Here is a 24,591-nt window from a genome sequence, read left to right as displayed (position 1 = left end):
TCAAAAAATCTACAGTGAATATGTATTCAAAAATCTTAATGAGGTTATTCTTTATTTTAGTTATGTTTATCAGTATTTGGAGTTGTACGGAAGCTTCGAAAACGATAAAAACCATAGATTTTTCCTCTGATTATAAATTCAATTCACAAATTCAACAAAAAGTTGAAAGAGATACAGTTCCTTGGAAATATCAAATTTCTGCAGCAGATTATGCTACGAAAGGCGATTATAAAAATGCATTGTTACAATGGGATTTGGCAATGCCACAACGTGAACGAAACTACACAGCTTCGCAAATAGATTCACTGCAAAAGTTATATTCCGTTGCAAACGCTCACGAATTTATTATTGCGGAAGCTGCTAAACATCAAATTGTCATTATCAATGAAGCGCATCACAATTCTATGCATCGTATGTTTACAAAATCGTTGTTGAAAGATTTATATGATGCTGGTTATCGTTATTTGGCATTGGAAGCATTAGCAAATGGAAATGATACAGATACGGATTTAAACACACGAAATTATCCCGTACAAGAAACAGGTTATTACACCAAAGATCCGCAATTTGGAAACATGATTCGCACAGCTTTAGTACTTGGATTTACATTAGTTCCATACGAATCTACAGAAAATGTAAATGGTAAAGAACGCGAAATCGCGCAAGCAAAAAACCTTCAAAAGATTATAGAAAAAGATCCAAATGGAAAACTGTTAATTCACTGCGGATTTGATCATGTGTTAGAAGGTACGCATCGTTCTTGGGAAAAAGCAATGGCAGCACAATTGAAAGCATACACAGGAATTGATCCGTTAACCATTCACCAAGTATTATATAGTGAAAAAGGAAATTTAAAATACAATCATCCACTATTGAAAACTTTTGACATCAAAAAACCATCTGTTTTATTAGATAATGATAAAAAACCATTCCAGTATACACGTAGAAAAGCATGGACAGATATAGCTGTTTTTCATCCGAATACAAGTTATACGAACAACAGACCCAACTGGCTTTTTACTAACAAAAATCAGAAAGTAAACATTGATTTAAAAACGCTTGAAATTGATTTTCCTGTAATGATTTTAGCGTATAAAAAAGGAGAAGAAATTAAAACTGCAATTCCTGTGGACATTACAGAAATTGATACAAAAACGACAGATTGTGTTTTAGGTTTGGAAAAAGGAACCTACGAAATTGTGGTGACAAACGGCAAACAATCTGTAAAGTTTGATGAAGTTGTGGAGTAATCTTTTAGTGTGCTAATTTGAAAATGTAATAATTGATTTCAAAATTTGTGAAATAAGAAACTAGGCAAATTCAGTAAAGAAAAATATTCGTGAATTCGTGGTGAGAGAGAGTCTAGAATCTAGAGTCAAGAGTCAGGATAGTTTCAAAGTAGATCTCGATATGTCACATCGAGCGCAGTCGAGATGCTTTTTCTCCATTTTATTCTGGAAAATCACTCGATCTGACGATTTAGAAATTCAAAGATTTAGCATATATAAGAAACAGATTGCCACGTCATACTTCCTCGCAAAGACGTATCGAATATGTCTAAAATCTAATAGCGCTACACTGAGTTTATCGAAGTGAAGCGGTCTGATATCTAACAGGCAAAGCCGAGTCTAAAAGTGAAGCGATCTAAAAATAACTATCTTGCAATCTCACAAAAACAAAGAACATGAGTTATATAATGGTAGATATAGAATCTGATGGACCTATTCCTGGCGATTATTCTATGATTTGTTTTGGAGCCGTTTTAGTGGATGAGAAACTCGATAGAACATTCTACGGAAAGCTTAAGCCTATTTCTGAAAAATTTGATCCGACAGCTTTATCTATTTCAGGATTTTCCAGAGAAGAAACAATGGAATTTGACGATCCGAAAACGGTGATGACTGAATTTAAAACTTGGATTCAAGAAAACTCAAAAGGAAGACCAGTTTTTATTAGTGATAATAATGGCTTTGATTGGATGTTTATTTGCTGGTACTTTCATCATTTTATTGGTGAAAATCCTTTTGGATATTCTTCACGAAGACTTGCTGATTTGTACTGCGGACTAGAAAAAGACACGTTTGCTAAGTGGAAACATTTACGCAAAACAGTGCATACACACAATCCTGTTGATGATGCCATGGGAAATGCTGAAGTATTACTCATGATGAAACAAGAAATGGACTTAAAGATTAGCTTGAAGTGATTGTTTGATTAGATTCAAGACTTTTTCGAAGATCATTTAGGTTACTTATAAAAAGCATTTCTAAAAAACCACTCTTGTCAGATTGAGCGCAGTCGAAATCACTTTGAAATACAAACTATTCGTGACAGAAAAGAGCCTAGAATATAGAGCCAAGAATCAGGAAAGTTTCAAAGTAGATCTCGATACAATTTTCTGTCGAAAATCACTCGATCTGACGATTAGTGAAATGATGAGTTGAGTAAATAAGGCTTAAAAAATCTAAAAGCTATCGCTGTCTAAAAAGATTCCTGTGCAAACTGGAACAAGTCTAAGAGCGAAGCGATTCTAAAGATCTAACACTCTTCCTAGCCATAATCGTTTCAAACTGTTCCAAATACATATCTGTAATACGTTCCATAGGAAAGGCAGTAGCCGCTTTGTAATTCGTTTTTCCAAGGGAAATCCTGTAAGCATCATTCGTCACAATCGCTTCAATAGCAGTTGCCAAACTATCAACACTCGTAGGTTCAAAGAATTCGCCTCTGTAACCTTCATCTTTTACCAACAACGCTAAATCGCCCAAATCTGGCATCACAACAGCTTTTCCATAACTTCCTGCTTGATGCAATACGCCAGAACTTCCTGTAGTAGCTGTATACGGAAATACGACAACGGCACTTTCATTGAATAAGGTTGCTACATCTTTTTCTTCCACATAACCCGTAAATGTTAATTGTGGTATATGTTTATATTGTTCTTGTACGTTTGCTAAATAACCAGGCACATTTGGATTGTCGGTTCCTGCGATGACAATCTCTAAATTAAGTCCAGAAGATTTGCGTACTTTCTCTACAGCTTCAATCATCATTTCTACTTTTTTATAGGTTCCAAACTTCCCAAAAGCCATTACTTTTAGAGGTCCATTAGGCAAATCAAAAGATGGTTTCTCAGCAATTTCAAATGTTCCGTGTGGAATCATTGTTACTTTATCTGTAAGATATTTTTTCTCTAAAACAGTCACATATTTTTGCATGGTTACAGCAACTTTATCTGCTTTTAATAGCAATTTTGTCAAATTTGTTCCGATGAAATTATACGCTTTTTGTAACAGTCTATTTGAAGTAAAACCAGCACTTTGCAAATCTACTTCTTCAAGAATGTTATGCAACAATACAATATTTGGAATATTCTTAATGGAACAAATCCAAGGAAGCATCAATCCTAAAGCTGCAGCCACTTTTTTGTCGCCAAATTTCATAAACTGCAAATTGAATAAAACTGCATCAGGTTTGCTTTGATTGATTGCTTTGGTTACTGAAACAATATTTTTATAGCTATTGAATTTCCAGCATTCTTTCACTGTGATTTTACAACCGTTTTCTGTGAAATTCAAATCCTTTGCTTCAGGAGTTACATCTGTCAGCAAAACGATTTCCGTAATATTTTCTTTTTGACGAAAACTTTTCACTAAGTGATATGCGTATTCGTTTAACGTTACTTTACTTGGCGGATATGCGGTTACGATAGCTAACTTCATGATATTTAGTTTTTTAATTATAATACAAATGTGCATTTTATACCTCTGAAAAATAGACGACTTGTGCTGAAATGCGAATATGTTTCGGTGAAAGGAAAAGGTGTTTAGATATGTTTTTTAATGTGAAAATGTGTCAATTTGAAAATGTAGTAATGTGGAGATGTTTCAAACAATATTCGTAGAGTGAAAGAGTCTCAAGATGTTAGAATCAAGAGTCAGGATGTTTTTTAAGTAAAGTTCGAGTTTCAAAATAGCGCTTGATTTGAAAACAAAGTGAATTCCCGTCATGCTGAACTTGATTCAGCATCACATAAGAGAAAGAAAATCTAATAGCGCAGCGGTCTAATGTCTAATAGCGTAAGCGATCTAACAGCAAAGCGATCTATTTTTTACTCTCATAAAAGAAAAAAGACAATTGCACAATCAACAATAAAACCATTGCAATAATTTGTAAATGTACAACTTGTGTTAAGCTTTCATGAAAGAAAACGATCAACATGATTTGAAGCATTCCAAAAATTCCAGAAAGAACTACAGGAATGTATTTGTCTAAAGATAAATAGTAATATGCAAAGATATTAGACAATGCAAAAATACCTGTTGCCAAAGCGTATTTCCATAATAAAGGCGTAATTGCTACATAACTTTCGCCAAATAATATTGTTACAATTTGTGTTGGAAACAATACACAACTCAAAATGATTATAGCAGCAATTCCAGCAATATACGTTACATATTTTAATAAAATAGGAACTGTATCTTTTCCTTCTTTTTGCAGTTTTACAACCGTTGGTAATAACAACATCACAAACATCCAAGCAATGAAATATACGACACGTCCAATTAATGCTAGAGAAGCATACAATCCTGCATCAAAAGATTCAAAATAATGTTTTACCAATAGAATATCACTGTTGTTAATGATGATTTGTGTGAGTTCATAAAAAGCTGTGATCATGAAAAAGTTACGCACCAATTTTCCTTGCGTTTTGGTCAATGCATTAGTACTTTTCCACGAAATGTTTTTAATGTTAAAAGGAATCAAACCGCAGAAAAAAGAAGCCAAAATTCCTAAGGAAATAATCAAAGCTGTATCAATTTTAAGAACATACAAAAGCACTAAGGTAAGTATCAATCTACAGAACATTTCTGCTTGATAGGTTACTGAAAGTGATATTAGTTGTTGTTTTCCTTGAAAAATTCCTCTGTTAACACTCATAATAAAGTAGAGTGGAATTCCCAAACCAAAAACGACAAACATACTCGAAGATGAGGTTTTGAAAAATGCTTGTAATTCTATTGAAAAGAAAATAATTAAACAACCTAAAATGATTCCGGTCGCAATAGATTTTTTATAGATATTGGAAACAAAAGCGTTGAAAGTACTTGCTTCAAACAATACAGAAAACTTAGCCGTTACGAGTTGAAAGGTCATCGCCACAAACGATAATACCAATAAAAAAGTAACCAATACAGCAGCGTCTGCAAATTTTTCAGGTCCTAAAAATCTACCTAAAAGTAAATTGTATACATAGTTGCCTCCATTTACCAATATGCCACTTAGCATAAATAGATGTGCTGTAGTAAGGTTACTTTTTATTTTTTTTGTGATTGCGATCATTTTATATAAATTTTAGATATGCGCTTCAATTGTGTCTCTACTGCGCTCGACATGACATTTGAAAGTATTTCAATACTAATATTTCAGTACTCAATACTAATTAAGCTACTTGCGAGCAGTTAAAATCTTGATAAATATCTTTGCAACCATTTCCAATTACAGAAAACATTTTATGATTTTGAAGCGCAATTGCTGTTACCGTTTTTATTCCTTCCAAACCATCGTAATCAATCTCTGTTACGCCATCAATATTTACTACTACATTTTCCTGTTGTTCTATGATGTATTCGAAGTGAATAATGAACGATCTGGTTGTTGTTGTGTTTAATTTTCCACTTAATAAAAAAGTTCCGTTTTGTTGTGTGATTTGTAAAGCCATTTTGTTGAGTTTTTGTGATTAATATTGATACAAATATCCTCGAAATGCTATGAAAATATGCTCATCGTCGGTGAGATTCAATTTTCTTGCGATGAATGTTTGGAAGCTTATGCTTAACTTACAATTGACTAAAATCTTACAAATGAAGACAACATATAACATACTTTTTATATTCCTACTTATAGGTGTTTTTGGCTTTTCCCAAAACATGAAAGAAGGCTTTTCATATTTAGAAAATGGAAAGTATCAGGAAGCAACGTCATTTTTTAAAACGATCTTACAAGAGTATCCAACTAATAAAACGGCGCGTTTATGTTATGGTCGTGCAGTTGGATTGAATGGTGATTCCGCAAAAGCGAAAACAATCTTTACTAACTTATTGAAGGATTATCCAAAGGATTTTGAAGTGAAATTGAATTATGGCGAATCTTTATTATGGAACCAAGAGTTCAATCTCGCGAAAGCGTACTACCAACAATTAGTTAAGGAAGATTCCAAAAATTTTCCAGCGTTATTGGGTTTTGCCAATACGTTGTCGAACTTAAAAGAATATGAAAGCGCTTTAAAATATGTCAACAAAGCGTTAGAAGTTTCTCCAGGAAACCCAAATGCGATGACGTCTAAAAAGTATATCTATTTAGGAAACGCGTATCAAAAACAACAAGCACAACAGTATACAGCATCAGAAAGTATATTAAAAGAATGTTTGTCAATTTTTACAAACGACAAAGATACTTTGTTGAATTTGGCGAATTTATATTTGATTATGAACGAATTAGATAAGGCAAAAGCAACGTATGCGATTTTAGGTGAAAATGTGTCAAATTATGAAGCTGAAACGGCTGCTTTTAATGGTTTGGCGTTAGTTGAACATTTAAAAGGAAATGATAAAAAAGCTTTACAAATTAGTCAAACGGCTTATGATCACTTAGGAAATCCTACAGGAACGCCAATTGCTCAGCAGACCTCAGAACGTTATATTCAAGCATTAATTTGGAATAAAAAGTATACAAAAGCACAAGATTTAATTGAAGAATTGATAGAAACACAACCAAATGAAAACTGGATTCTGGCTTTGCGTGCTACGTTGAATGTGTATAAAAGTAACTTCAAAAAGAGTTTAGCAGATTACAATCAGATTTTAGTCAACGATTCCACTTCTTTTGATGGAAATTTAGGAAAAGCCAATGTATTAAAAGCGTTGGGACGTTATGACGAAGCGTATGCTGCTGCAGAAAAAACGCTGGTATTTTATAACAATCAGAAAGATGCGACGAACTTTCTAAAAGAATTAGACACAAAGTTTTCGGCTTTTTATGATGGAAAAGCTTCATATACATTTGATAATGGTGATAATGAAGCATTTTCAGTGCAAAACTCAATTGAATTTCCGTTTTCAACACGTTTGAAACTACTCGGAAACTATACATACAGAACCACTAATAATACAGTAACGAATAACAAAGCGACTTCGCATGCGGCTTCTGCTGGTTTGGAATATCAGTTATTGCCAAATATGACATTTAAAGGAACTTTGGGAATTACATCGGCAAAAGCGGAAACCAACGATTTTACGCAGCTTCTAGCAGACCTTTCTTTGAATATCAAACCATTCAAACTACAAACGCTAGATATTGGTTATAAAAGAGAAATACAGAGTTTTAATGCTGATTTACTAGATCGTGAGATTGTACAAAATAACTTTTATGCGAATTATAATGTGAGTACAAATTTTAATTTGGGTTGGTTTACGCAATACTATTACACAGCGCAAAATGATGACAATTCCAGACATTTGCTGTTCACGTCTTTGTACTATAACATTTTGAGCAAACCATCTTTGAAGGTTGGATTGAACTATCAGTACATTACCTTTGAAAAGCAAGTGCCAAGTATTTATTTCAGTCCTGAGAAATTTAATGCAGGCGAAGTATTCTTAAACCTAATTAAAGATGAAAACATTACCAAAACAAACGAATGGTTTTACGAACTTACCGCTGCTACAGGTTTGCAATACATTGAAGATAATGAAAGCCAAAGTACCTATCGTTTTCAGGGAAAATTAGGCTATAAATTTTCCGATCGATGTTTGGTAAATGTATTTGGTACACGTAGTAATATTGCGTCTGCCACGGCTGCTGGATTTACGTTTACGGAAGTTGGCGTGAGGTTTAAGTGGATTTTTGGAGGGAAACGTTTTTAAGCTTTATTTCTACTTAGATTCTTTTAACTGTTGTTGATTCCAGACTTTTATTCCTAATCCAATTTTCTACAACAGGCCAAATCTCTTTTTTTGAACTCGTAGATTTTAAAATCCGACTATGATTGTAATTTTCTAAGTTTCCGTTTTCTTTGGAATAGAAGATGAGTTTGTTTTTTTCATTTCCGAATGCATTCAGAAACTTTTCACAACCTTCTTTTGGCGCTATAAAAGAATCTCCTTCGGCACATATTGATAATATAGGAACTTTAATTTTAGGCATTCTTTTTAAATAATCAAAACCATTTTCTCCTATAAAATTTTTATTCAAATTCCAGTTGAACCATTGTTTCATAGTATAGTAACTTTCGCTATGTTCCGTTGATCCAACAGTTTTTGAAGGAACTTTGCCTAACATTAATGTTAAATACTTACTCATCAGTATTTTTGCTTTATTACTTAGCTTTTCTCCAGCTCCAAAAGCCTGTACTCCGAATAAAGTTATGCTATTAATTTTTGAATTGTACTTTGAATTATGAATCAAAAACATTGTCAAAATAATTCCGCCTCCACTATGAGTTAAACAATCTATACTCTTTAAGTTTTGGTGCTCAAATAAAAATTCGAATGTTGATTTTAAATCATATTTGGCAATAGTCTCAAAGTTAAAATCATGCTTGGTCTTTGAGCTTTTTCCATGATTTCTCCATTCCATGATCCAACAGGTGAATCCTTTTTCAGTTAAGTATACTGCAATACCATCACAAATTTTTTTATTTGAAAATGTTCCATGAGTTAAGAAGATATGTTTGTTATTTGTCTTTTCAGAACTTAACTTCCAAAGAGCTATAACTTTATTATCCTTTGTTTTTATATGATAGCGTTGTTCCTTCAGGATATGAATTTTAGATTGATACTAAAACTATAATAATCTTATATAAGATCAAAGTAATTTGCAGGACTTTGAATAGATTTAAAACCAAAAACCAAAAACCAAAAACCAAAAACCAAAAACCAAAAGGCAAAAGAATCACTCCTTTTGCCTTTTATCATTAACCAATAAAAATTATCACCATGAAATTATATCATTTAACTATGAGTTTTAGTGTTTTATAAGTTTGTGATCTACTTTCTATTTTACAGAAATACAATCCGGGACGCAGGTTATTTCGGTTTAGGGGAACCGTGTTTTGACCAATTTTGCTTTTAACCTTTGTTGTATAAACTACCTTGCCTACTTGGTCGTAAACAGATAACTGAGCGTCCTCGGATTGTTTGGCAGTAAATTGTAGTTGTGTTTGAGTTATCATTGGGTTAGGTATAGCCATGAGTTTGTTATGAGCTACTTCGATTTCAAATTCTTCAATATCCAGTGTATTTTCCATTCCAAAACGTGCAGAGTGTACTTGTAAGTTGAAAGGTATATAACTCTGATAATCGCCTTGTGTTGAAAATATGATGGTTTTTACATTCGTAATGTCTGCAGGATTTCCATTGCCATCTTCAAATTCATTAAATGGAATGCGATACATGGTTTCTGTATTGTTTTGTGAAATACTAATGCGATAACGATTGTTCCAATCATCCAAGTCTTCTTGAACTAAAATGATTTCTACAGGTTGTGAGTTGGTAATATTGAACTGAAATGCATCATATTCACTTACATCCAACGTTTGATCGCCAGGTAATACATGACGGAATAGATTGACAGTTCCTTGTGCTTGGCCAGAAACAATTGCTTGTCTTTCAATTTCATATGAATCTTCAATATCTTGAACAGTAGTATTGTCTACATGAAAATTAGTTACAATTACATTGTCTTCTTGATAATCAATTCCCCAAGGACCATCTGCCAAATACAAAGCATCTTGTTGTGCTGAAACGTCTGTACTTAAGGAAAGTCCAATATCAAATAACTGTCCTGTTGCAATCATTACGGTATCATTCCAATCGCCTGTTAATGATATATTTTGTGTCATAGTTGTACGTTCTGAAACTTCTGTAGCAGCTATACTTGCATCAAATAATATAGAAGTTGTATTTATTTTATTGATGATGTTTAAATGAACATTTCCGTTTGCATAATAACCAGAACTTACAAATACAGGCGGAATAACATCATCTAATGTTTGGCTGTTTAATGGTTTTTCTTGCGTAAGCGTATCAATAATATGATTTCCAATCGTGAATACTTGCGAGAACGAACCTCCCCAAATCTGGAAGTTATAATAATTACCTTCAGGATATTGAGCAATGTTCCAAAAGCTGAATAACTCGTTAGCGGTATCACCTAATTTGACAGAAAAGCTTAGCGTATATTCTGTTTCTCCTGTAGGTCTTTTTATTTTGGCACTTATGAGTTGATGACCTCTTACAATAACTGTGCGTACATCATCTAATGATGAATTATTCAATCGGTCACAGATCACTTTAGAATGGTCATAAATGGCTCCTTCTGTAGCGGTTGCTAATACTGCGGAAACACGTGTGTTTTCTTGATACATATCCAAAGCAAATACCTCTGTAGCATTGGTAATACCTAATAAATCTGTTGGTGTAGATATGTGTGCTGTTTCGGTTCCAAACATACCTGTATCTGGCAAGTATGAATCTAAACTTGTTCCATCTTCTGGATTCTCAGAACTATAGTTTTGTTTATTGTAAAATGTTTGTACTTGTTTTTTATCACCCGAATCTCCAATTTGTATTCTTTTTAAATTACGCTGAGCAATTAAAGCTGCTAAGTTTCCATTACTTTCCAATCCGCCATCATAAGCAGAGGTTACGTTTGAAGCACTTTCTATATCAGCATAATTGGTGGTTTTGAGTGCTGTATATGGGTTTGCTGTTACATAAAAAACAGCGTCATTAAAATCATTATCACATGAGCCATAATCGCGGCGAATGTCTTCGAAACCAAGAATGATACGTTCATTATCTGGATCGTTTAGCAATACATTATGATATCGTAAATTTTCATCAGCTTCTGGGTTATAATCAGGATTAGAATAGAGTTTCCATAAACCATTACCAACAGTACTTGCACTTGAACTCCAAGCATTTGCTAGTAAAACCCAACCGATTCCTGTACCAGCTGGAAAAGTTCCAATTTTTACTTTGTCGCCAACCTGTAATCCTCCACCACTTCCTAAAGCAGAAGCATTTGGGAAGATAATTGTGATATCTTCATCAATTGGTGGTGTTGGAGATGGATTATTGATATCATAGGTGTAAAACCCTAAAACATTTCTGTAACCAGCACCTTCACTAATAAAAGTTACCCAAATATCTGCCGTTTGATTGATCTCTAAGTTTGTATCATAACCAGATGAAATATAATGCGGATTGTAATCAGGAACAGGATAACTTTCTGGAATGGAATTGCTAATCATTTCCAAGGTTTCTACAGATACGTTGTCTCCTGGTGTTTCTAAATATAAAGGTGTTCCATTTGAAGTATAATCACCTAAATATTGATAACTCTGTGCGGTTGTTGCTACGGTAGCGAACATGCTAAAAATTAGTAGTAGTTTTTTCATCTGTCCATGTTTTAGTTTATGAATTGTGTTGGATGAATCTTTTCATGACATCTCTTATTTATATCACAAAGCTATGGACTGAAAACTGCTAAAAACTCAATTCGCGACACGATCAATTTAAGTGTAGACGAAATGCAATTTTCTTCAGGTTAACCATTTTTATATCTTCTGTAAAGTCAATGAATATAGGCGTTTCAAGTACTTTAGTAATGGGTAAATATATTTTAAAAACATAAAAAAAAGACAAAAGAATCACTCCTTTTGTCTTTTCCTAATTAACCAATAAAAATTATCACCATGAAAAAATCTTATGTCATTATTTAACTATGAGTTTTAGTGTTTTATAAGTTTGTGATCTACTTTCTATTTTACAGAAATACAATCCAGGACGCAGGTTATTTCGGTTTAGGGGGATTTTGTTTTGACCGTTTTCAGTTCTAACCTTCATTATATAAACTACCTTGCCTACTTGGTCATAAACAGATAACTGAGCGTCCTCGGATTGCTTTGCAGTAAATAGGATATTTGTTCGAGTATTCATCGGATTTGGGACTGCCGATATGCTTTTTGTTTCGTTTTCTATTTCAACTACACTTAAAGTACTTGCGGTAGAGAAATATATATGTGATAAATTCATTGTTTGTGTAATTTGCTGTCCGTTTTCTGAAGCCATTGTGAACACAATAGTTACTACATCATCTAAGACAATTTCTCCGTCTGTTGCGGCAGTAAAGCTTGACAATGGAATGCTAAATTCTTGCGCATCTTCTGTAAGTGTAATGGTGGTTTTGTATTGCGCTTCCCAGTTGGAAATGCTTGCTTTTACCAATGCAATTTCTACTTTTCCATTTCCGCTTGTAGTTATGTTGAATGTATTGTAATCTGTAAGGTTTACTGCTTTAAATCGAGGAGTTAAAGCTCTGTATGCTGCAAAATAAGTACTTGTGGTTGCGTTTACAGAAACGTTTCTTTCTATTGGAAATACTTCCGAATCAAAAGCAAAGTCATTTGGTGAAACTGTGTAGTCTAAAACCGTTGTACTTTCTTGTGAATCGTCAATTCCCCAAGGACCATCAGACATAAATAAATCGTCTGGAGTGGCAATTCCATCGCCAATTCTAAATCCTATATCAAATAGATTCCCTGTTGGTACTTGTAGGTTGGTAATATAATTTCCGCCTAAGTCTAATGATGAACTTGTATTGTCAAATTGACTCGTTTCTGTAGTTCTATATCCTGCATCAAAAGTAACAGCTGAAGTAGCATTTGTATTGATGATTTCTAAATTTAATGCGCCATTTTCATATGCTCCTTTGCGAACAAAAACAGTTGGCGGCGTTGATAAGTTGTATGCCGAAATAGGTTTTTGAACATGTAATAGGTTTAAAACTTCTGCTCCTAAAAGGTATAAATCATCTAATGAGTTTGACCAAATTTGAAAGTTGTAAAATGTTACGTCATCTTCATAATTGTCTAAATTCCAGTGACTTTCTATAGAGAAATTTGTATCGCTATTTGTTACTTTCGCCGAAAGGCTTAATACAAATTCTACCGTATTGTCTGTATTTTTAATGAGCGACTTTATAAATTGTTGTCCGTTGATGTCAATAGTTGATACCGAGATTAATTCTGCGCCCAATAAACGATCGCAAATATATTTTGTGTGCTCATATACACCATTTTCTGTTTTTAATGCTAGGATAGACGCTACTGAGTTTCCACCTTTCATATAATCTACAGAATAGATTTCAGTTGCGTTGGTAATATCTACCAAATCAGCAGGTGTCGATTCTATAACATGATCTTCGCTTATGGTTTGTAGCGGAATGAAATCTTGTAATTGGAAACCACTTGCATTTGATTTTGCATATGCTGTTGTTTTCATCACTTTTGGTGCCGTAGTTCTATCAAATTTGAAACTAGTTTTAGCACGATTGTAATTACGTTTGTTAATCGCATCTGATAAACGTCCGTTACTTTCCAAACCACCTTCATTTCCTCCTGAAGTTTCAGGGTTAATAACATCACATTCGCCATAACCTGAGCACGAAGGATCTTGACAGTCAATTAAGCCATCGCCATCATCATCAATTCCGTTATCACAAATTTCTTGTGGTACTGGCGCAGTTGGACAACGTGCACCATCATTACTAGCACTCGATGGACCAAAAGCAAATAAGTTGGAAACCATGCCATTACTACCATTCAAATCTTGTACACTTTGAATTACGTAAATAGTTCCTGTTTGATTGGCAGATACATAAAAACGTCCTGAAAGATCAAAGTATACTGCTCCATAGGTATAATTTAAACCTGATAAAATAGGAACTTCTCCAAGCGATTGTACTGCATTTGTCGTTGGATTAATTCTGTATAATCTATTGGAACTTTTTTCAACAGTATATAACATATTGTCAACAGCGTTAAATGCCCAATCGTGAATGTTGATATTTTGCGATAAACTTTCAGTACTCAAGTGTTGTGTATATGTTTCTGAGTCTGGATTTACGTCAATTTTATAATAAGTTGTTCCGCCTCCTTTTAAGTGATAAACTCCATCAGCACTCACGTCACCAACATATCTGTTAGAAGTTGGCAATTCGTCTATGTAAAAAGAAGTTGTTTGAAAATCTTGACCGATACGAACGATGGTTTTTTCTGGAGCACTTAATGAGCCCCAAATATATCCATCTGAAGGATTGTAAGCTGCTGCATTGATGCTTCCTGGTGTAACATCTTCAGCAACTAAATAAGAGTTTCCAGAAGCTAAATCGATAGAATATACATCGTTGTATTGAAATAAGTATGCGTCGTACACACAGTTAAAAGGGTCGTTTTGTCCGTTTGCAGTTAGTGTTGCTAATATGCTTAAAAGTAGTAGTGATTTCTTCATGACATTTATATTTATATCACAAAGCTACATACTGGAAATTCTGAAAGTCCCTATCATCGGCGCGATCAGTTTCCCTATAGACGAAATGCAAATTACTTTAGACTAATATTTTTTATGAAATAAGTATTTAGGTTTTTTTTAGATGATTTTGTTCTGTCATTTTTCTTCACTAAGATATTTTATATTGATTTTGGTATGTAAAAAAATCTAAAAGCGAAGCGGTCTAATATCTAAGAGCGATAGCGATCTCAATTACAGTAAATCCAAACGTTTCATTAATTCTGGTCGCTTAGAACGACTCACAGGAATTACATCTTTTTTAATAAGGACACTATTATCTTCAATATCAATGATTTTTTTGAGATTGATAATGTACGAACGGTGAATTTTTAGGAATAATGTATCGGGTAGTTTTTCCTCAATTTTCTTTAAGGTAGAATGAACTGTGTAGTTTTTATCTTCTGTTTTGATGTGAATATAATCGCCTTTTGCTTCTACTAAGTAAATACTTGGAATATCAATCTTTATCAAACGACGATCAATATTGATATAGAAATCATTTTCATAGCTGCCTTCCGATTTACTTTCTGTTTCTTTGGAAGCAATCAATTGGTGTTTTTTAGCCTTTTCGATAGCCATTTTAAAACGTTCTGAAGTGATTGGCTTTAATAGGTAATCGACAATAGATTCATATTGAAACGCTTCTATGGCAAACTTCGGATCGGAAGTTGTTAACACAATACTTGGCGGATTCTTTAAGGTTTTTACAAAGTCGAATCCTGTAAAATCGGGCATATGTATGTCTAAAAAGATGAGGTCAACTTCATGTTCATTCAAGTATTTAATGGCTTGCATTGCATTTGGAAATTCTCCAACCAATTGCAATGAACTAATTTCATCACACAGTGTTTTTAAAATAGTTCTTGCCAATCTTTCATCATCAATAATAATACATTTCATAACCTTAAATAGTTTTTATATATGCAGTAATTGTCTTTAAAATTTCTTCAAAGTCATCTACGCCATTCATATTTTTTTCACGAAGATTGTGTTCGTAGGTATTTGCACGTTCATAACTTTGTTCAAGTCCCAAAATACTAATTTTGTGTTTAAGTTTGTGAACATTTTCCTCTATTTTTTTGTAATCTTTTCTTTCTAAACTTTCATAGTATTCCTTTTTTTCTTCTGGAAACTCTGTTTTAATTACATCAATAAGCGTGTTTCGGATGCTGTCATCACCACGAGCGAGTTGTTCTATATAGGTTAAGTTTGGTTGCTCCATTTTTTATTTTTTTAGGGTAAAATAAAAGGTTGTTCCTTTGTTAGGTGTAGATTCTACCCAAATTTCACCTTTATAAAGATCAATAATTTTTTTGACGATAGAAAGTCCAATTCCAGTTGATTTGTAATCATTTTGTAGTTTTTGAAAGGCTACAAATATTTTATCAAAGTATTTCGCTTCAATTCCTTTACCGTTATCTTGTATATAAAATTCGAAAAAATCACTTTTTTCTGTGTATCCAATAACAATTTCTCCTGTAGGTTTGTCATTAAATTTGATCGCATTTCTAAGCAAATTACGAAACAATTCTTCCAGTCGGAAATGATCGCCAGTTACTTTGGGTAATTTTTTTGGGATGGTTATTGTGATGTGTTCAGGAATTTTAATGAAACTTAGTATTTTTTGCAGTACTTCTGATGTGTCAACTGTATAAAAATCTTTTTCTACACGATCAATGGAAGAATATTGTAAAATTCCTTTGACCAATGTGTCCATTTTTTCCACATTGCTACGAATCAGTTTAATAGTTTCCTTACCATTTTCATCTAATAACTTTTCGTAATCATCTTGAAGCCAAGAGGTCAACGTATCAATGCTTTGTAGTGGCGATTTAAGATCGTGTGAAACTAAATGTGTATAATCGTTAAGTTCTTGATTTTGTCGTTCTAAACTTGCTAATAATTTATCTCGCTGCTTGTTTATTTCTAAAATTTCTTTGGTTTGATTGTCAATTAAATCTACCAAACTTAAAGAGTCTAATTCTAAGTTTTCTTGTTGCTCATTATGGTTAAGCTCGTATGATTTTAGTGTGTCAATTACATTTTTTAGTTTATTGATGACTTCTTTTTGCGCATTCGATTCTTTTTGAAGTTGTTGATTGGCTTCAAAAAGTTCTTCAGAGCTAATAGCAGTAGCACGTTGCAACATGGCAAACTGCTCATCTGATGTAGTATACGAACGATTTACGGCATCCAAGAAACGTTCCATTTCTGGATTTTCCTGTAATTCAGGACTTATATACTTTCTAAGTTGTCTTTTTAATAATGAATTCATTCACGCAATACTTGTAAAAAGCTTCTTTTATAATTTATTCACTAATAAGTGTAATTGTCATTGTTTGATTGTGTAATTGGCAGTTTTTTTCATCGCTAAACGGAGCAATTTCTCCATAAGAGTACAATCCGCAAATTGTTGTGTTTTCTCCAACAACTTCAATGACTTCTTCTACTTCTTCTTCTACACGTTGATCCAATACTAATTTTCGTCCAATACAACTCACTAAAATTGCTAATTCTGGTTCTTTGTTTCGTAATTGAAGTGCTTGTGTAGCAGCTTGTTCAGAAGCATTTACAATATTATCAACATTAGTCATCATTAATTGAACACGCGAATTTTCAAGAATATCACCAGCCAAAATCATAGAGTTTTCAGCTTCATCAATATTTAATATAGTGCGAACAATGGACTGTTTTTCATTGGTCGATTTTACTTTTAAAGGATACAATAAAGCTGCAGCAGGCAATTCTTTCGATTTATCGCCTAAGTATTTTTTATACAAGTCCAGAGCAGGTTTGTTGTCTAACTCATACAAGACGTTTCCATTCGATTTTGTCACAATACGTTCAGGTCCAAAAGGTGTCCAACCGCCATTAATTGCAAAACTTACATCGAGTGTATCTCCATACAAGCCAATAGCGACAATTTCACCAGATTTAGGCAATTCGTTATAAGAAGCAACTGTTTTTTCAAAACGTGCAGCATCACCACACAATGCGCCAGTAATCAATACATTTTCTTTGGTTCCTGAATTCATTCCTAGAGTCAATTGACTTCCATTGATAAAGCTTCCTTCCGATACAATAAATACATGTTTCAATCCTGTCTTATCAAATTGTTCAATCAGTTTTTTTCCAGTTTCGTAACTATCAATTTTTTTATCAGCAACCAATACATTTGCTGTTTTGATAACAAACGAACTTTTCTCAAACTCTATTGCGGTAATGGTGATAGTTTCGTCATCTACATATTGCGATGTTATATCTCCGGCAGTAGAACCAAAAACAAATTCGCCTTCAGGAAAAAGAGATGTTGCTTCTTTGTAAATACTTTCACTTTCAAGTAAGTATCTATTTCCAAAAACCAATACTAAGGGTTTTTGAAGTGGAATATTTGCTGTTAAATACTTCCAATCAGACATAGCTGTTTTAGTAAGTTGTACCGTTTTCATGCTTATTTTTTAATCGTGAAGAAGAATGTTGTGCCTTCTCCAAGTTCACTTTCTAACCAAATAGTACCTTCATACAAATCGACAATTTTTTTTACGATTGATAAACCAATTCCAGTCGATTCTTTGCTTTTGTTTAGGGATTGAAAGATTTTAAAGATACGTTCATGGAACTTTTTTTCAATACCAATTCCGTTATCTCGCACAGAAAATTGATAAAATGAAGGTTCTTCTACAAAATCAACTTCTACAATTCCTTTGTCTTTGTTACAAAACTTGATGGCATTGCTTAGTAAATTTTGAAATAATTGTTGAAATTTGGTTGGATCGCCTTTTACTGTAGGTAATTTTTTGAGCACATTCATTGAAATATGCTCAGGAATAAATAACAGACGATACAAATCTTCCATCGTGTCGTTAAGGTTAACGTCTTTTGATTCGTTTGTTTCCGAACCAGCACTTGAATACTCTAGAATGTTGGAAATTAGACTTTCCATGGTTTCCAGTGTTGCTTCAATCATACCAAAGTTTTGTAATGTATCTTCGTCAAATTTCCCTTCGTTATCAGATTTAATCCAAGAAACCAAAGCATCAATACTTCGTAGAGGCGATTTTAAATCATGAGAAACAATATGCGCATATTCATACAACTCGTTGTTACTTTTTTCGAGTTGTTTTAATATTTTTTCTTTTTGCTGTTCTAATGATTTTAACTCGGTAATATTTCGAATAATTCCTTGTGCAGCGATAGGCTTTTGATCTGTATCATACACCAAACTTGCATTTATTTGAACCCAACGAATTTCTTTATTCTTTCTAAAAATACGTGCTGTATAGTTTGAAAATCTACCTTTTTCAATCAGTTCACTAAAAGATTCAAAAGCATAAGCAACATCTTCTGTGTAGATAAGTTTGGTAACGTTTAAAGGCTCTTCAGAGAGATCATAACCAAAAAGATGAGAAGCAGCATCATTCATTTTTAATACGTTTCCACGTAAATCCATGACTACATAAGCATCAATAATATTCTCAAAAATACCTGCCAATTGTGAAGATTTTTCATTGACAGCTGCTTCTAGTTTTGCATTGGAGATTTTCAGTTCTTCAGATAGCACATATAATTCTCTGGATTTGTCTTCCAGTATTTTTTCAGCGGCTTTGCGTGCTGCTTTTTCACGCTTTAGTGCGCGTTGTAATATGTCTATTTGTTCCTGACTCATTCATTTTTGTTAATAATGAATTTTACTTCGGTTCCGTCTTCTTTTATTTTTTCTAAAATGATTTCTGCGGAGCTGTTAAAATGTTCGAATGTTTTATTCATTAAACCCAAACCAAAATGATGCATCGCTCTACTTGATTTATAGATCATCGTTAATGAATTTTCTGTTTTTTCTTCCACGATAAACGTAGGTAATTCGGCATCAGGATATATTTTTTGAACTTCTACGTGAATATGATTTTCAATAGAAGCTAACATTTCAATAGGATCTTTATAAGTAGCTAACAGTCCTGGATAACTGGCTTCAATAACACTAAAAAAATGTTCTGCATAAGTGAGGAGTAAATCATCGATAGAAATTTCGGTGTTTTTGCTTAAATTTTGCAAAAGCTGTAACATTTCAGAAAAACGATACGTTCCAATAGCAGTATACGCGCCTTTGGAAGCTAACTCAGATTCAGAAATGATTGTATCAACCATTTCCAAACCAAACTTATCTTCAACTAAGTCTAAAAATTCTGTAAAGATGATTCCTTTCATGAGCAAAAGTTAGGTTAAGTCTTTTTTTATTTGGGATTCAAAAAAAGGTTATGCGCTTTTTAATTCGTTTATAGACCAATACGAAAGTGCTATTTCTATTTTGGAAACATACTCTTCGTACTTTAATGGTTTTAAAATATAACCAGAAATTCCAATACGATAACATTCTAAAATATCCTTTCTGTTATCAGATGTTGTTAAAATTACGGTTGGAATATGTCGTAAATCTGGATCATTCTTCAAGATAGACAAAAATTCGATACCATTTATTTTTGGCATGTTTAAATCAAGAAGGATGATATCGGGTAAATTTTCTTTTGTTTCTAAAATAGCCAAAGCTTCTTCTGCATTTTTCGCTTCTGTAATTTCATGTTTCGCTTTTAGCAATGAAACCGTACGATTCATCTTCATGATTTCGATCATGTTATCTTCGATTAATAATACGTTTAATGAATTTTTCATTTTTTCTAGTATGAACAATTATGAGTACAATTTTACTCCATAAAAAATGATTAAAACCTAAATACAGTCTAAAGAAGAATAACTGTAGACGAAATGCAAAAAAGTGTAGATGAAGATTTTTTGGAATGATAGTTTTTTAATAAGAAATGTCGCTCTTTATTCAATAATAAAAAACCCTTACTTGTTTAAAGTAAGGGTTTTACATGAATTATAAATTGAATTTTTTCTTTAGTTTTTGACTTTCTACTACCGTATATAGTGCGTAGAAAAGAGCCATCAAAATACAGCATTTCCATAAAATCCCATTAAACAATAACATAGGGCTTACTAGAAAAAGTAACAGATAGTAACACAAAATAACGCCTAATGCTAATGAAATAAATAACACAGGTTTTTTGGGCAATAAGTAGCTGAAAACAGCTAAAATTAATGCGATAACAACAAAGAATACAGCATCTATCACACTTTTAAAATTTAGATACGCCAATACAGCATTCAAAACCTTAAATCCAGCTACTATATACAGTATAGTTTGTGTTCTCGAAATAACCTTTTCTGAACTTACTACTTTTGATTTATTGAGTGTTTGTTGTCCAATAAAAATTGCTTTTTCTTTGTCTGTTCCGCTTACTGGAAATTTACAATACTCACAGTATATTGCTACTTGCGAAACTTCTTCCTTACAATTTGGACAAATAATTTCTGTTTCCTCCATAAATAATTACACATGCTTTCCTTTTTCCCAGCCGTGTTTTCCTAAGTATTGATTTCCACTTTCTACAGCACCTTCTTCAATAGAAGTTCCCATACTATCATTCCAACGGTTCAAATATCCAAACAATGAAATTACACCTAACATTTCTACAATTTCACCTTCGTCCCAATGTTTGTATAATTCAGTTTTAATCTCTTCGTTTACAGCATTTGGAATAATAGAAGCTGCCAATGAGAAATCTAAAGCTGCACGTTCAGCGTCAGAAAACGCAGGATGTGTTTTATATTCCCAAATATTATCTAATTGTTCTTGTTCTGCTCCATAACGTTCTGCAGCTCTAATAGCATGCGCTTGACAATAACGACAACCTGTAGCATTACTACTTACCCAAGCAATCATTCGTTTTAAAGCAGAGGTTACGCGACCTTCATTTGCCATGACAGCTTTGTTTAAATTGATAAATGCTTTTGAAATGGCTGGTCTGCGTTGCATAGTTAAAACAGAATTTGGGCAAAACCCAAGTGTTTCGTTAAAAAATTCAGCTAATTCTTTGGTTTCTAAATCATGATCTGGATTTAATGGTGTTACTAAGGGCATAATCGTATATTTTTAAATTTATTACTTGTATTTTTGAACCAACAAGAAACGAAAAAAACTTCAAACATGGCACATAAAGTTACGACACAATGGAAAGGCAATATGTTATTTGAATCTGATAACCCAAGCGGACATACAGTATTAATGGATACATCTCCTGAAAATGGCGGCAACAATGACGGATTAGGTCCAAAAGCAATGATGTTATCATCATTAGCAGGTTGTTCAGGATTGGATGTAGTCTCTATTATGAATAAGATGAAAGTAACAGTTGATGAGTTTAAAATGGAAGTGGCTGGCGAATTGACGGATGAGCATCCAAAATACTATCACACGGTAACCTTAGATTATCATTTTTACGGGACAAACTTAGATGAAAAAAAGATTCAACGTGCAGTTGATTTATCGGTTGAAACCTATTGTGGTGTGATGGAAATGTTCCGTCGTTTTGCAAAAGTGGAAACCAATACGTATTTTCACAATTCTTAATTCCGTAGTATAATTTTCCTCAGTTTTAATTTCAAAACGTCACTTTGAGTATTATTGAAATCAAAATACTTAATATTCACAAGCAGATCTCGATACAAAAAATGTGATCACATTTTCCACTCGATCTGACGCTTTGGAATTTATAGAGTAAAGGTAACGTCACTTCGAGTGATTTTTTGCAAAAAAATAGTATCGAGAAGTACTCAGATGTAAAAAACAGATCAGGAAAATGAAAATATCGTACGTATACATCTTAAAATGCAATGATAACTCTTATTACACAGGAGTCACTTCAAATATTGAACAACGATTTGAAAGACATCAAAACGGATTTTACAAAAGTTGTTATACATACTTACGCAGACCGATAATACTGGTTTTCTATGCTTCTTTTACAGATATAAATATTGCGATAGATACAGAGAAACAGATCAAAAAATGGTCGCGTGCAAAAAAGGAAGCCTTAATTAATGATGAATATGAAGCTTTACCTAATTTAGCAAAAAAGAAATTTTGAATAAACAAGCAGATCTCGATACAAAAAATGTGATCACATTTTCCACTCGATCTGACGCTTGGAAATTTGTAGGATAGTGGTAACGTCACTTCGAGTGATTTTTGTAGAAAATAGTATCGAGAAGCACTTTGAAAGGGAAATATTTAATATTTATCAATAGATCTCGATACAAAATTCTTTCAGAATTCCACTCGATCAGACGTTCGAGAATCAGAATATTTGTAAAGAAACGGTAACGTCACTTCGAGTGATTTTTTGCAAAAAAAATAGTATCGAGAAGTACTCTGAAACAAGAAAATAGTAGAATAACAAACCAAGAATAAAATTAGATTTTGATGCATAAACAAACGTCATCTCGTGTGATTTTTGTAGAAAATAGTATCGAGAAGTACTCAGAAACAAAAAGTACATTAGAAATCTAAACAGAATAACATGCGGTGGACATTAAAACCAAAACCTGAAACACATAAAATAAAACACTTAATGCAAGTGTTGCAAGTTGACGAAGTAGTAGCAACACTATTATTACAAAGAGGCATTGAAACTTTTGAAGAAGCCAAAACCTTTTTTCGTCCTTCTATAGAGCAGATTCATGATCCGTTTTTGATGAAAGACATGGATGTCGCTGTAGCGCGAATTGACAAAGCAGTTGCTAATGGTGAAAATATTATGGTGTATGGCGATTATGATGTAGATGGAACAACTTCTGTAGCATTGGTTTCTTCCTATTTAAAAACAATTTACCCAAATATTGCGACTTATATTCCAGATCGTTATGAAGAAGGATATGGTTTGTCTTTTCAGGGAATTGATTATGCTTCCGATAACGATATTTCACTTATTATCACACTCGATTGTGGTATTAAAGCCATTGACAAAGTTGCTTACGCAAGCGAAAAAGAAATTGATATCGTGATTTGTGATCATCACCGACCTGGAAACGAATTGCCAAAAGCAGTAGCGGTTTTAGACCCAAAACGAGACGATTGTACATATCCATATGATGAATTGTGTGGTTGTGGAGTTGGGTTTAAACTAATTCAAGCATTGGCTTCCAAAAGAGGACAAACAGTTGCCGATTTATTTCCGTATTTAGATTTGGTGGCTACAGCAATCGCAGCAGATATTGTTCCAGTAACTGGAGAAAATAGAGTTTTGGCACATTTTGGAATGAAAGTTATCAATGCTTCACCAAGAGCAGGAATCAAAGCGATTATCAATCAGCTTAAAAAAGATAGCTTGACCATTACAGATGTGGTTTTTGTGATTGCGCCACGAATCAATGCTGCAGGAAGAATCAGTCAAGGATTGCATGCGGTAGAATTGCTTACAGAGAACAATCTGGAAGTTGCCAAACAATATGCAGCGTCTATTGAAGCATTTAATTCTGAACGACGCACGCTTGATCAGGAGATTACAAAAGAAGCTTTTCAACAAATAGAAAAATTAGGCGAACAAGAACGGTTTACGACTGTTGTGTACGATGAAAATTGGCACAAAGGCGTTATCGGAATTGTCGCTTCACGCTTGATAGAAACCTATTATCGTCCAACCTTAGTGTTTACGAAAAGTGGTGAAAAATTAGCAGCTTCTGCACGATCTGTGAAAGGATTTGATGTGTATAATGCCTTAGAACAGTGCAAAGAACACTTAATTCAGTTTGGCGGTCATAAATACGCTGCAGGATTGACCTTAAAAGAAGAAAACTATCAAGCTTTTAAAGATGCCTTTGAAGAAGTCGTAAAAACTACCATAGACAAAAATTTACTTACGCCAGAAATTTTAATTGATAAAGAAATCAAACTTCAAGAAATTACACCAAAATTCTATCGAATTCTTAAGCAATTTGCGCCATTTGGACCAAAAAATATGAGTCCAGTTTTTATGAGCTCACAATTGCAAGATACAGGTTGGGCAAAATGTGTAGGCGCAGAAGAAGATCATTTAAAATTGACAGCTATACAACGAAGATCGCCAAGAATCAATGGAATTGGTTTTAATTTAGGCGATAAATTACCCAAAGTACAAGGCAAAAAACCATTTGATGCTGTGTATTCTGTAGATGAAAATACTTGGAATGGAGAAACGATATTGCAGTTACGATTGAGGGATATTCGATAATTTAAAAATTAGTATAAATGTAAGATTTTGAGGTTGTTACATGATGTTTTTTTGTTAAAAAAGTGTTAAAT

The 24,591-nt window shown here is 33.3% G+C and carries 21 protein-coding genes; 6 read left to right on the top strand and 15 right to left on the bottom strand.

The features are described from left to right. Positions 1-20: 20 nt before the first annotated feature. The gene (locus tag ACOQOS_RS14155) at positions 21-1,250 is read left to right on the top strand and encodes a hypothetical protein (RefSeq protein ID WP_420571117.1); all 1,230 of its coding nucleotides are present in this window, start codon (positions 21-23) and stop codon (positions 1,248-1,250) included. A 434-nt stretch (positions 1,251-1,684) separates the two neighbouring features. After that, on the top strand, positions 1,685-2,206 hold the full coding sequence (locus ACOQOS_RS14150; protein WP_420571116.1) for an exonuclease: 522 nt from the start codon (positions 1,685-1,687) through the stop codon (positions 2,204-2,206). A 307-nt stretch (positions 2,207-2,513) separates the two neighbouring features. Here the strand turns inward: ACOQOS_RS14150 and ACOQOS_RS14145 are convergent, their stop codons facing one another. From ACOQOS_RS14145 to ACOQOS_RS14135, 3 genes are all read right to left on the bottom strand, one after another. Beyond that, positions 2,514-3,722 carry a glycosyltransferase gene (locus tag ACOQOS_RS14145; protein WP_420571115.1) on the bottom strand — a complete coding sequence of 403 codons (1,209 nt, stop codon included), beginning with the start codon at positions 3,720-3,722 and terminating at the stop codon, positions 2,514-2,516. Positions 3,723-4,104: 382 nt separating this feature from the next. Then, positions 4,105-5,343 carry a sugar isomerase gene (locus tag ACOQOS_RS14140; protein WP_420571114.1) on the bottom strand — a complete coding sequence of 413 codons (1,239 nt, stop codon included), beginning with the start codon at positions 5,341-5,343 and terminating at the stop codon, positions 4,105-4,107. Positions 5,344-5,443: 100 nt separating this feature from the next. Next, entirely contained in the window at positions 5,444-5,722 is a 279-nt protein-coding gene (locus ACOQOS_RS14135) for a hypothetical protein (protein WP_420571113.1), read from the bottom strand. A 142-nt stretch (positions 5,723-5,864) separates the two neighbouring features. On the opposite strand from ACOQOS_RS14135, the gene ACOQOS_RS14130 reads away from it, so the two are divergent. After that, positions 5,865-7,925, top strand: a complete 2,061-nt coding sequence (locus ACOQOS_RS14130; RefSeq protein WP_420571112.1) for a tetratricopeptide repeat protein — start codon at positions 5,865-5,867, stop codon at positions 7,923-7,925. 13 nt (positions 7,926-7,938) lie between these two features. Here ACOQOS_RS14130 and ACOQOS_RS14125 read toward each other — a convergent pair whose 3' ends face one another. The 12 genes from ACOQOS_RS14125 to ACOQOS_RS14070 all read right to left on the bottom strand — a co-directional run bounded on the left by ACOQOS_RS14125 (position 7,939) and on the right by ACOQOS_RS14070 (position 21,393). Continuing rightward, positions 7,939-8,679 (bottom strand): alpha/beta fold hydrolase, encoded by a 741-nt coding sequence (locus tag ACOQOS_RS14125; RefSeq protein ID WP_420575150.1) that lies wholly within the window; start codon positions 8,677-8,679, stop codon positions 7,939-7,941. Between the two features lie 328 nt (positions 8,680-9,007). Further along, a complete protein-coding gene (locus tag ACOQOS_RS14120; RefSeq protein WP_420571111.1) occupies positions 9,008-11,461 on the bottom strand; it encodes a DUF4114 domain-containing protein in 2,454 nt (817 codons plus the stop codon). A 316-nt stretch (positions 11,462-11,777) separates the two neighbouring features. Then, complete coding sequence (locus ACOQOS_RS14115) at positions 11,778-14,354, bottom strand: DUF6923 family protein (RefSeq protein WP_420571110.1); 2,577 nt, start codon at positions 14,352-14,354, stop codon at positions 11,778-11,780. Positions 14,355-14,606: 252 nt separating this feature from the next. Then, entirely contained in the window at positions 14,607-15,314 is a 708-nt protein-coding gene (locus ACOQOS_RS14110) for a LytR/AlgR family response regulator transcription factor (RefSeq protein ID WP_420571109.1), read from the bottom strand. A 4-nt stretch (positions 15,315-15,318) separates the two neighbouring features. After that, positions 15,319-15,636 carry an Hpt domain-containing protein gene (locus ACOQOS_RS14105; protein WP_420571108.1) on the bottom strand — a complete coding sequence of 106 codons (318 nt, stop codon included), beginning with the start codon at positions 15,634-15,636 and terminating at the stop codon, positions 15,319-15,321. Positions 15,637-15,639: 3 nt separating this feature from the next. Further along, positions 15,640-16,689: a sensor histidine kinase gene (locus ACOQOS_RS14100; RefSeq protein WP_420571107.1), complete on the bottom strand. Its 1,050-nt coding sequence runs from the start codon at positions 16,687-16,689 to the stop codon at positions 15,640-15,642. A 34-nt stretch (positions 16,690-16,723) separates the two neighbouring features. Continuing rightward, positions 16,724-17,863, bottom strand: coding sequence for an FIST signal transduction protein (locus tag ACOQOS_RS14095; RefSeq protein WP_420571106.1), 1,140 nt, complete (start codon positions 17,861-17,863; stop codon positions 16,724-16,726). A 2-nt stretch (positions 17,864-17,865) separates the two neighbouring features. Beyond that, positions 17,866-19,080, bottom strand: a complete 1,215-nt coding sequence (locus tag ACOQOS_RS14090; RefSeq protein ID WP_420571105.1) for a sensor histidine kinase — start codon at positions 19,078-19,080, stop codon at positions 17,866-17,868. Continuing rightward, positions 19,077-19,619, bottom strand: a complete 543-nt coding sequence (locus ACOQOS_RS14085) for a heme NO-binding domain-containing protein (protein ID WP_420571104.1) — start codon at positions 19,617-19,619, stop codon at positions 19,077-19,079. The genes ACOQOS_RS14090 and ACOQOS_RS14085 overlap by 4 nt, the downstream gene beginning before the upstream one ends. Before the next feature lie 48 nt (positions 19,620-19,667). Then, positions 19,668-20,081: a response regulator gene (locus tag ACOQOS_RS14080; RefSeq protein ID WP_420571103.1), complete on the bottom strand. Its 414-nt coding sequence runs from the start codon at positions 20,079-20,081 to the stop codon at positions 19,668-19,670. 208 nt (positions 20,082-20,289) lie between these two features. Next, on the bottom strand, positions 20,290-20,796 hold the full coding sequence (locus tag ACOQOS_RS14075; protein ID WP_420571102.1) for a hypothetical protein: 507 nt from the start codon (positions 20,794-20,796) through the stop codon (positions 20,290-20,292). Positions 20,797-20,802: 6 nt separating this feature from the next. Then, positions 20,803-21,393, bottom strand: coding sequence for a carboxymuconolactone decarboxylase family protein (locus tag ACOQOS_RS14070; protein ID WP_420571101.1), 591 nt, complete (start codon positions 21,391-21,393; stop codon positions 20,803-20,805). Between the two features lie 66 nt (positions 21,394-21,459). On the opposite strand from ACOQOS_RS14070, the gene ACOQOS_RS14065 reads away from it, so the two are divergent. The 3 genes from ACOQOS_RS14065 to recJ all read left to right on the top strand — a co-directional run bounded on the left by ACOQOS_RS14065 (position 21,460) and on the right by recJ (position 24,520). Then, positions 21,460-21,882, top strand: coding sequence for an OsmC family protein (locus ACOQOS_RS14065; protein WP_420571100.1), 423 nt, complete (start codon positions 21,460-21,462; stop codon positions 21,880-21,882). 229 nt (positions 21,883-22,111) lie between these two features. After that, positions 22,112-22,399, top strand: a complete 288-nt coding sequence (locus tag ACOQOS_RS14060) for a GIY-YIG nuclease family protein (RefSeq protein WP_420571099.1) — start codon at positions 22,112-22,114, stop codon at positions 22,397-22,399. Between the two features lie 432 nt (positions 22,400-22,831). Continuing rightward, the gene (gene recJ, locus ACOQOS_RS14055) at positions 22,832-24,520 is read left to right on the top strand and encodes a single-stranded-DNA-specific exonuclease RecJ (RefSeq protein WP_420571098.1); all 1,689 of its coding nucleotides are present in this window, start codon (positions 22,832-22,834) and stop codon (positions 24,518-24,520) included. The last annotated feature ends 71 nt before the right edge of the window (positions 24,521-24,591 follow it).

It is taken from the genome of Kordia sp., from assembly GCF_965224175.1.
Taxonomy (GTDB): Bacteria; Bacteroidota; Bacteroidia; order Flavobacteriales; family Flavobacteriaceae; genus Kordia.
Note: the sequence above shows the minus strand (reverse complement) of the source record. Positions and strands in the feature narration are given on the sequence as shown.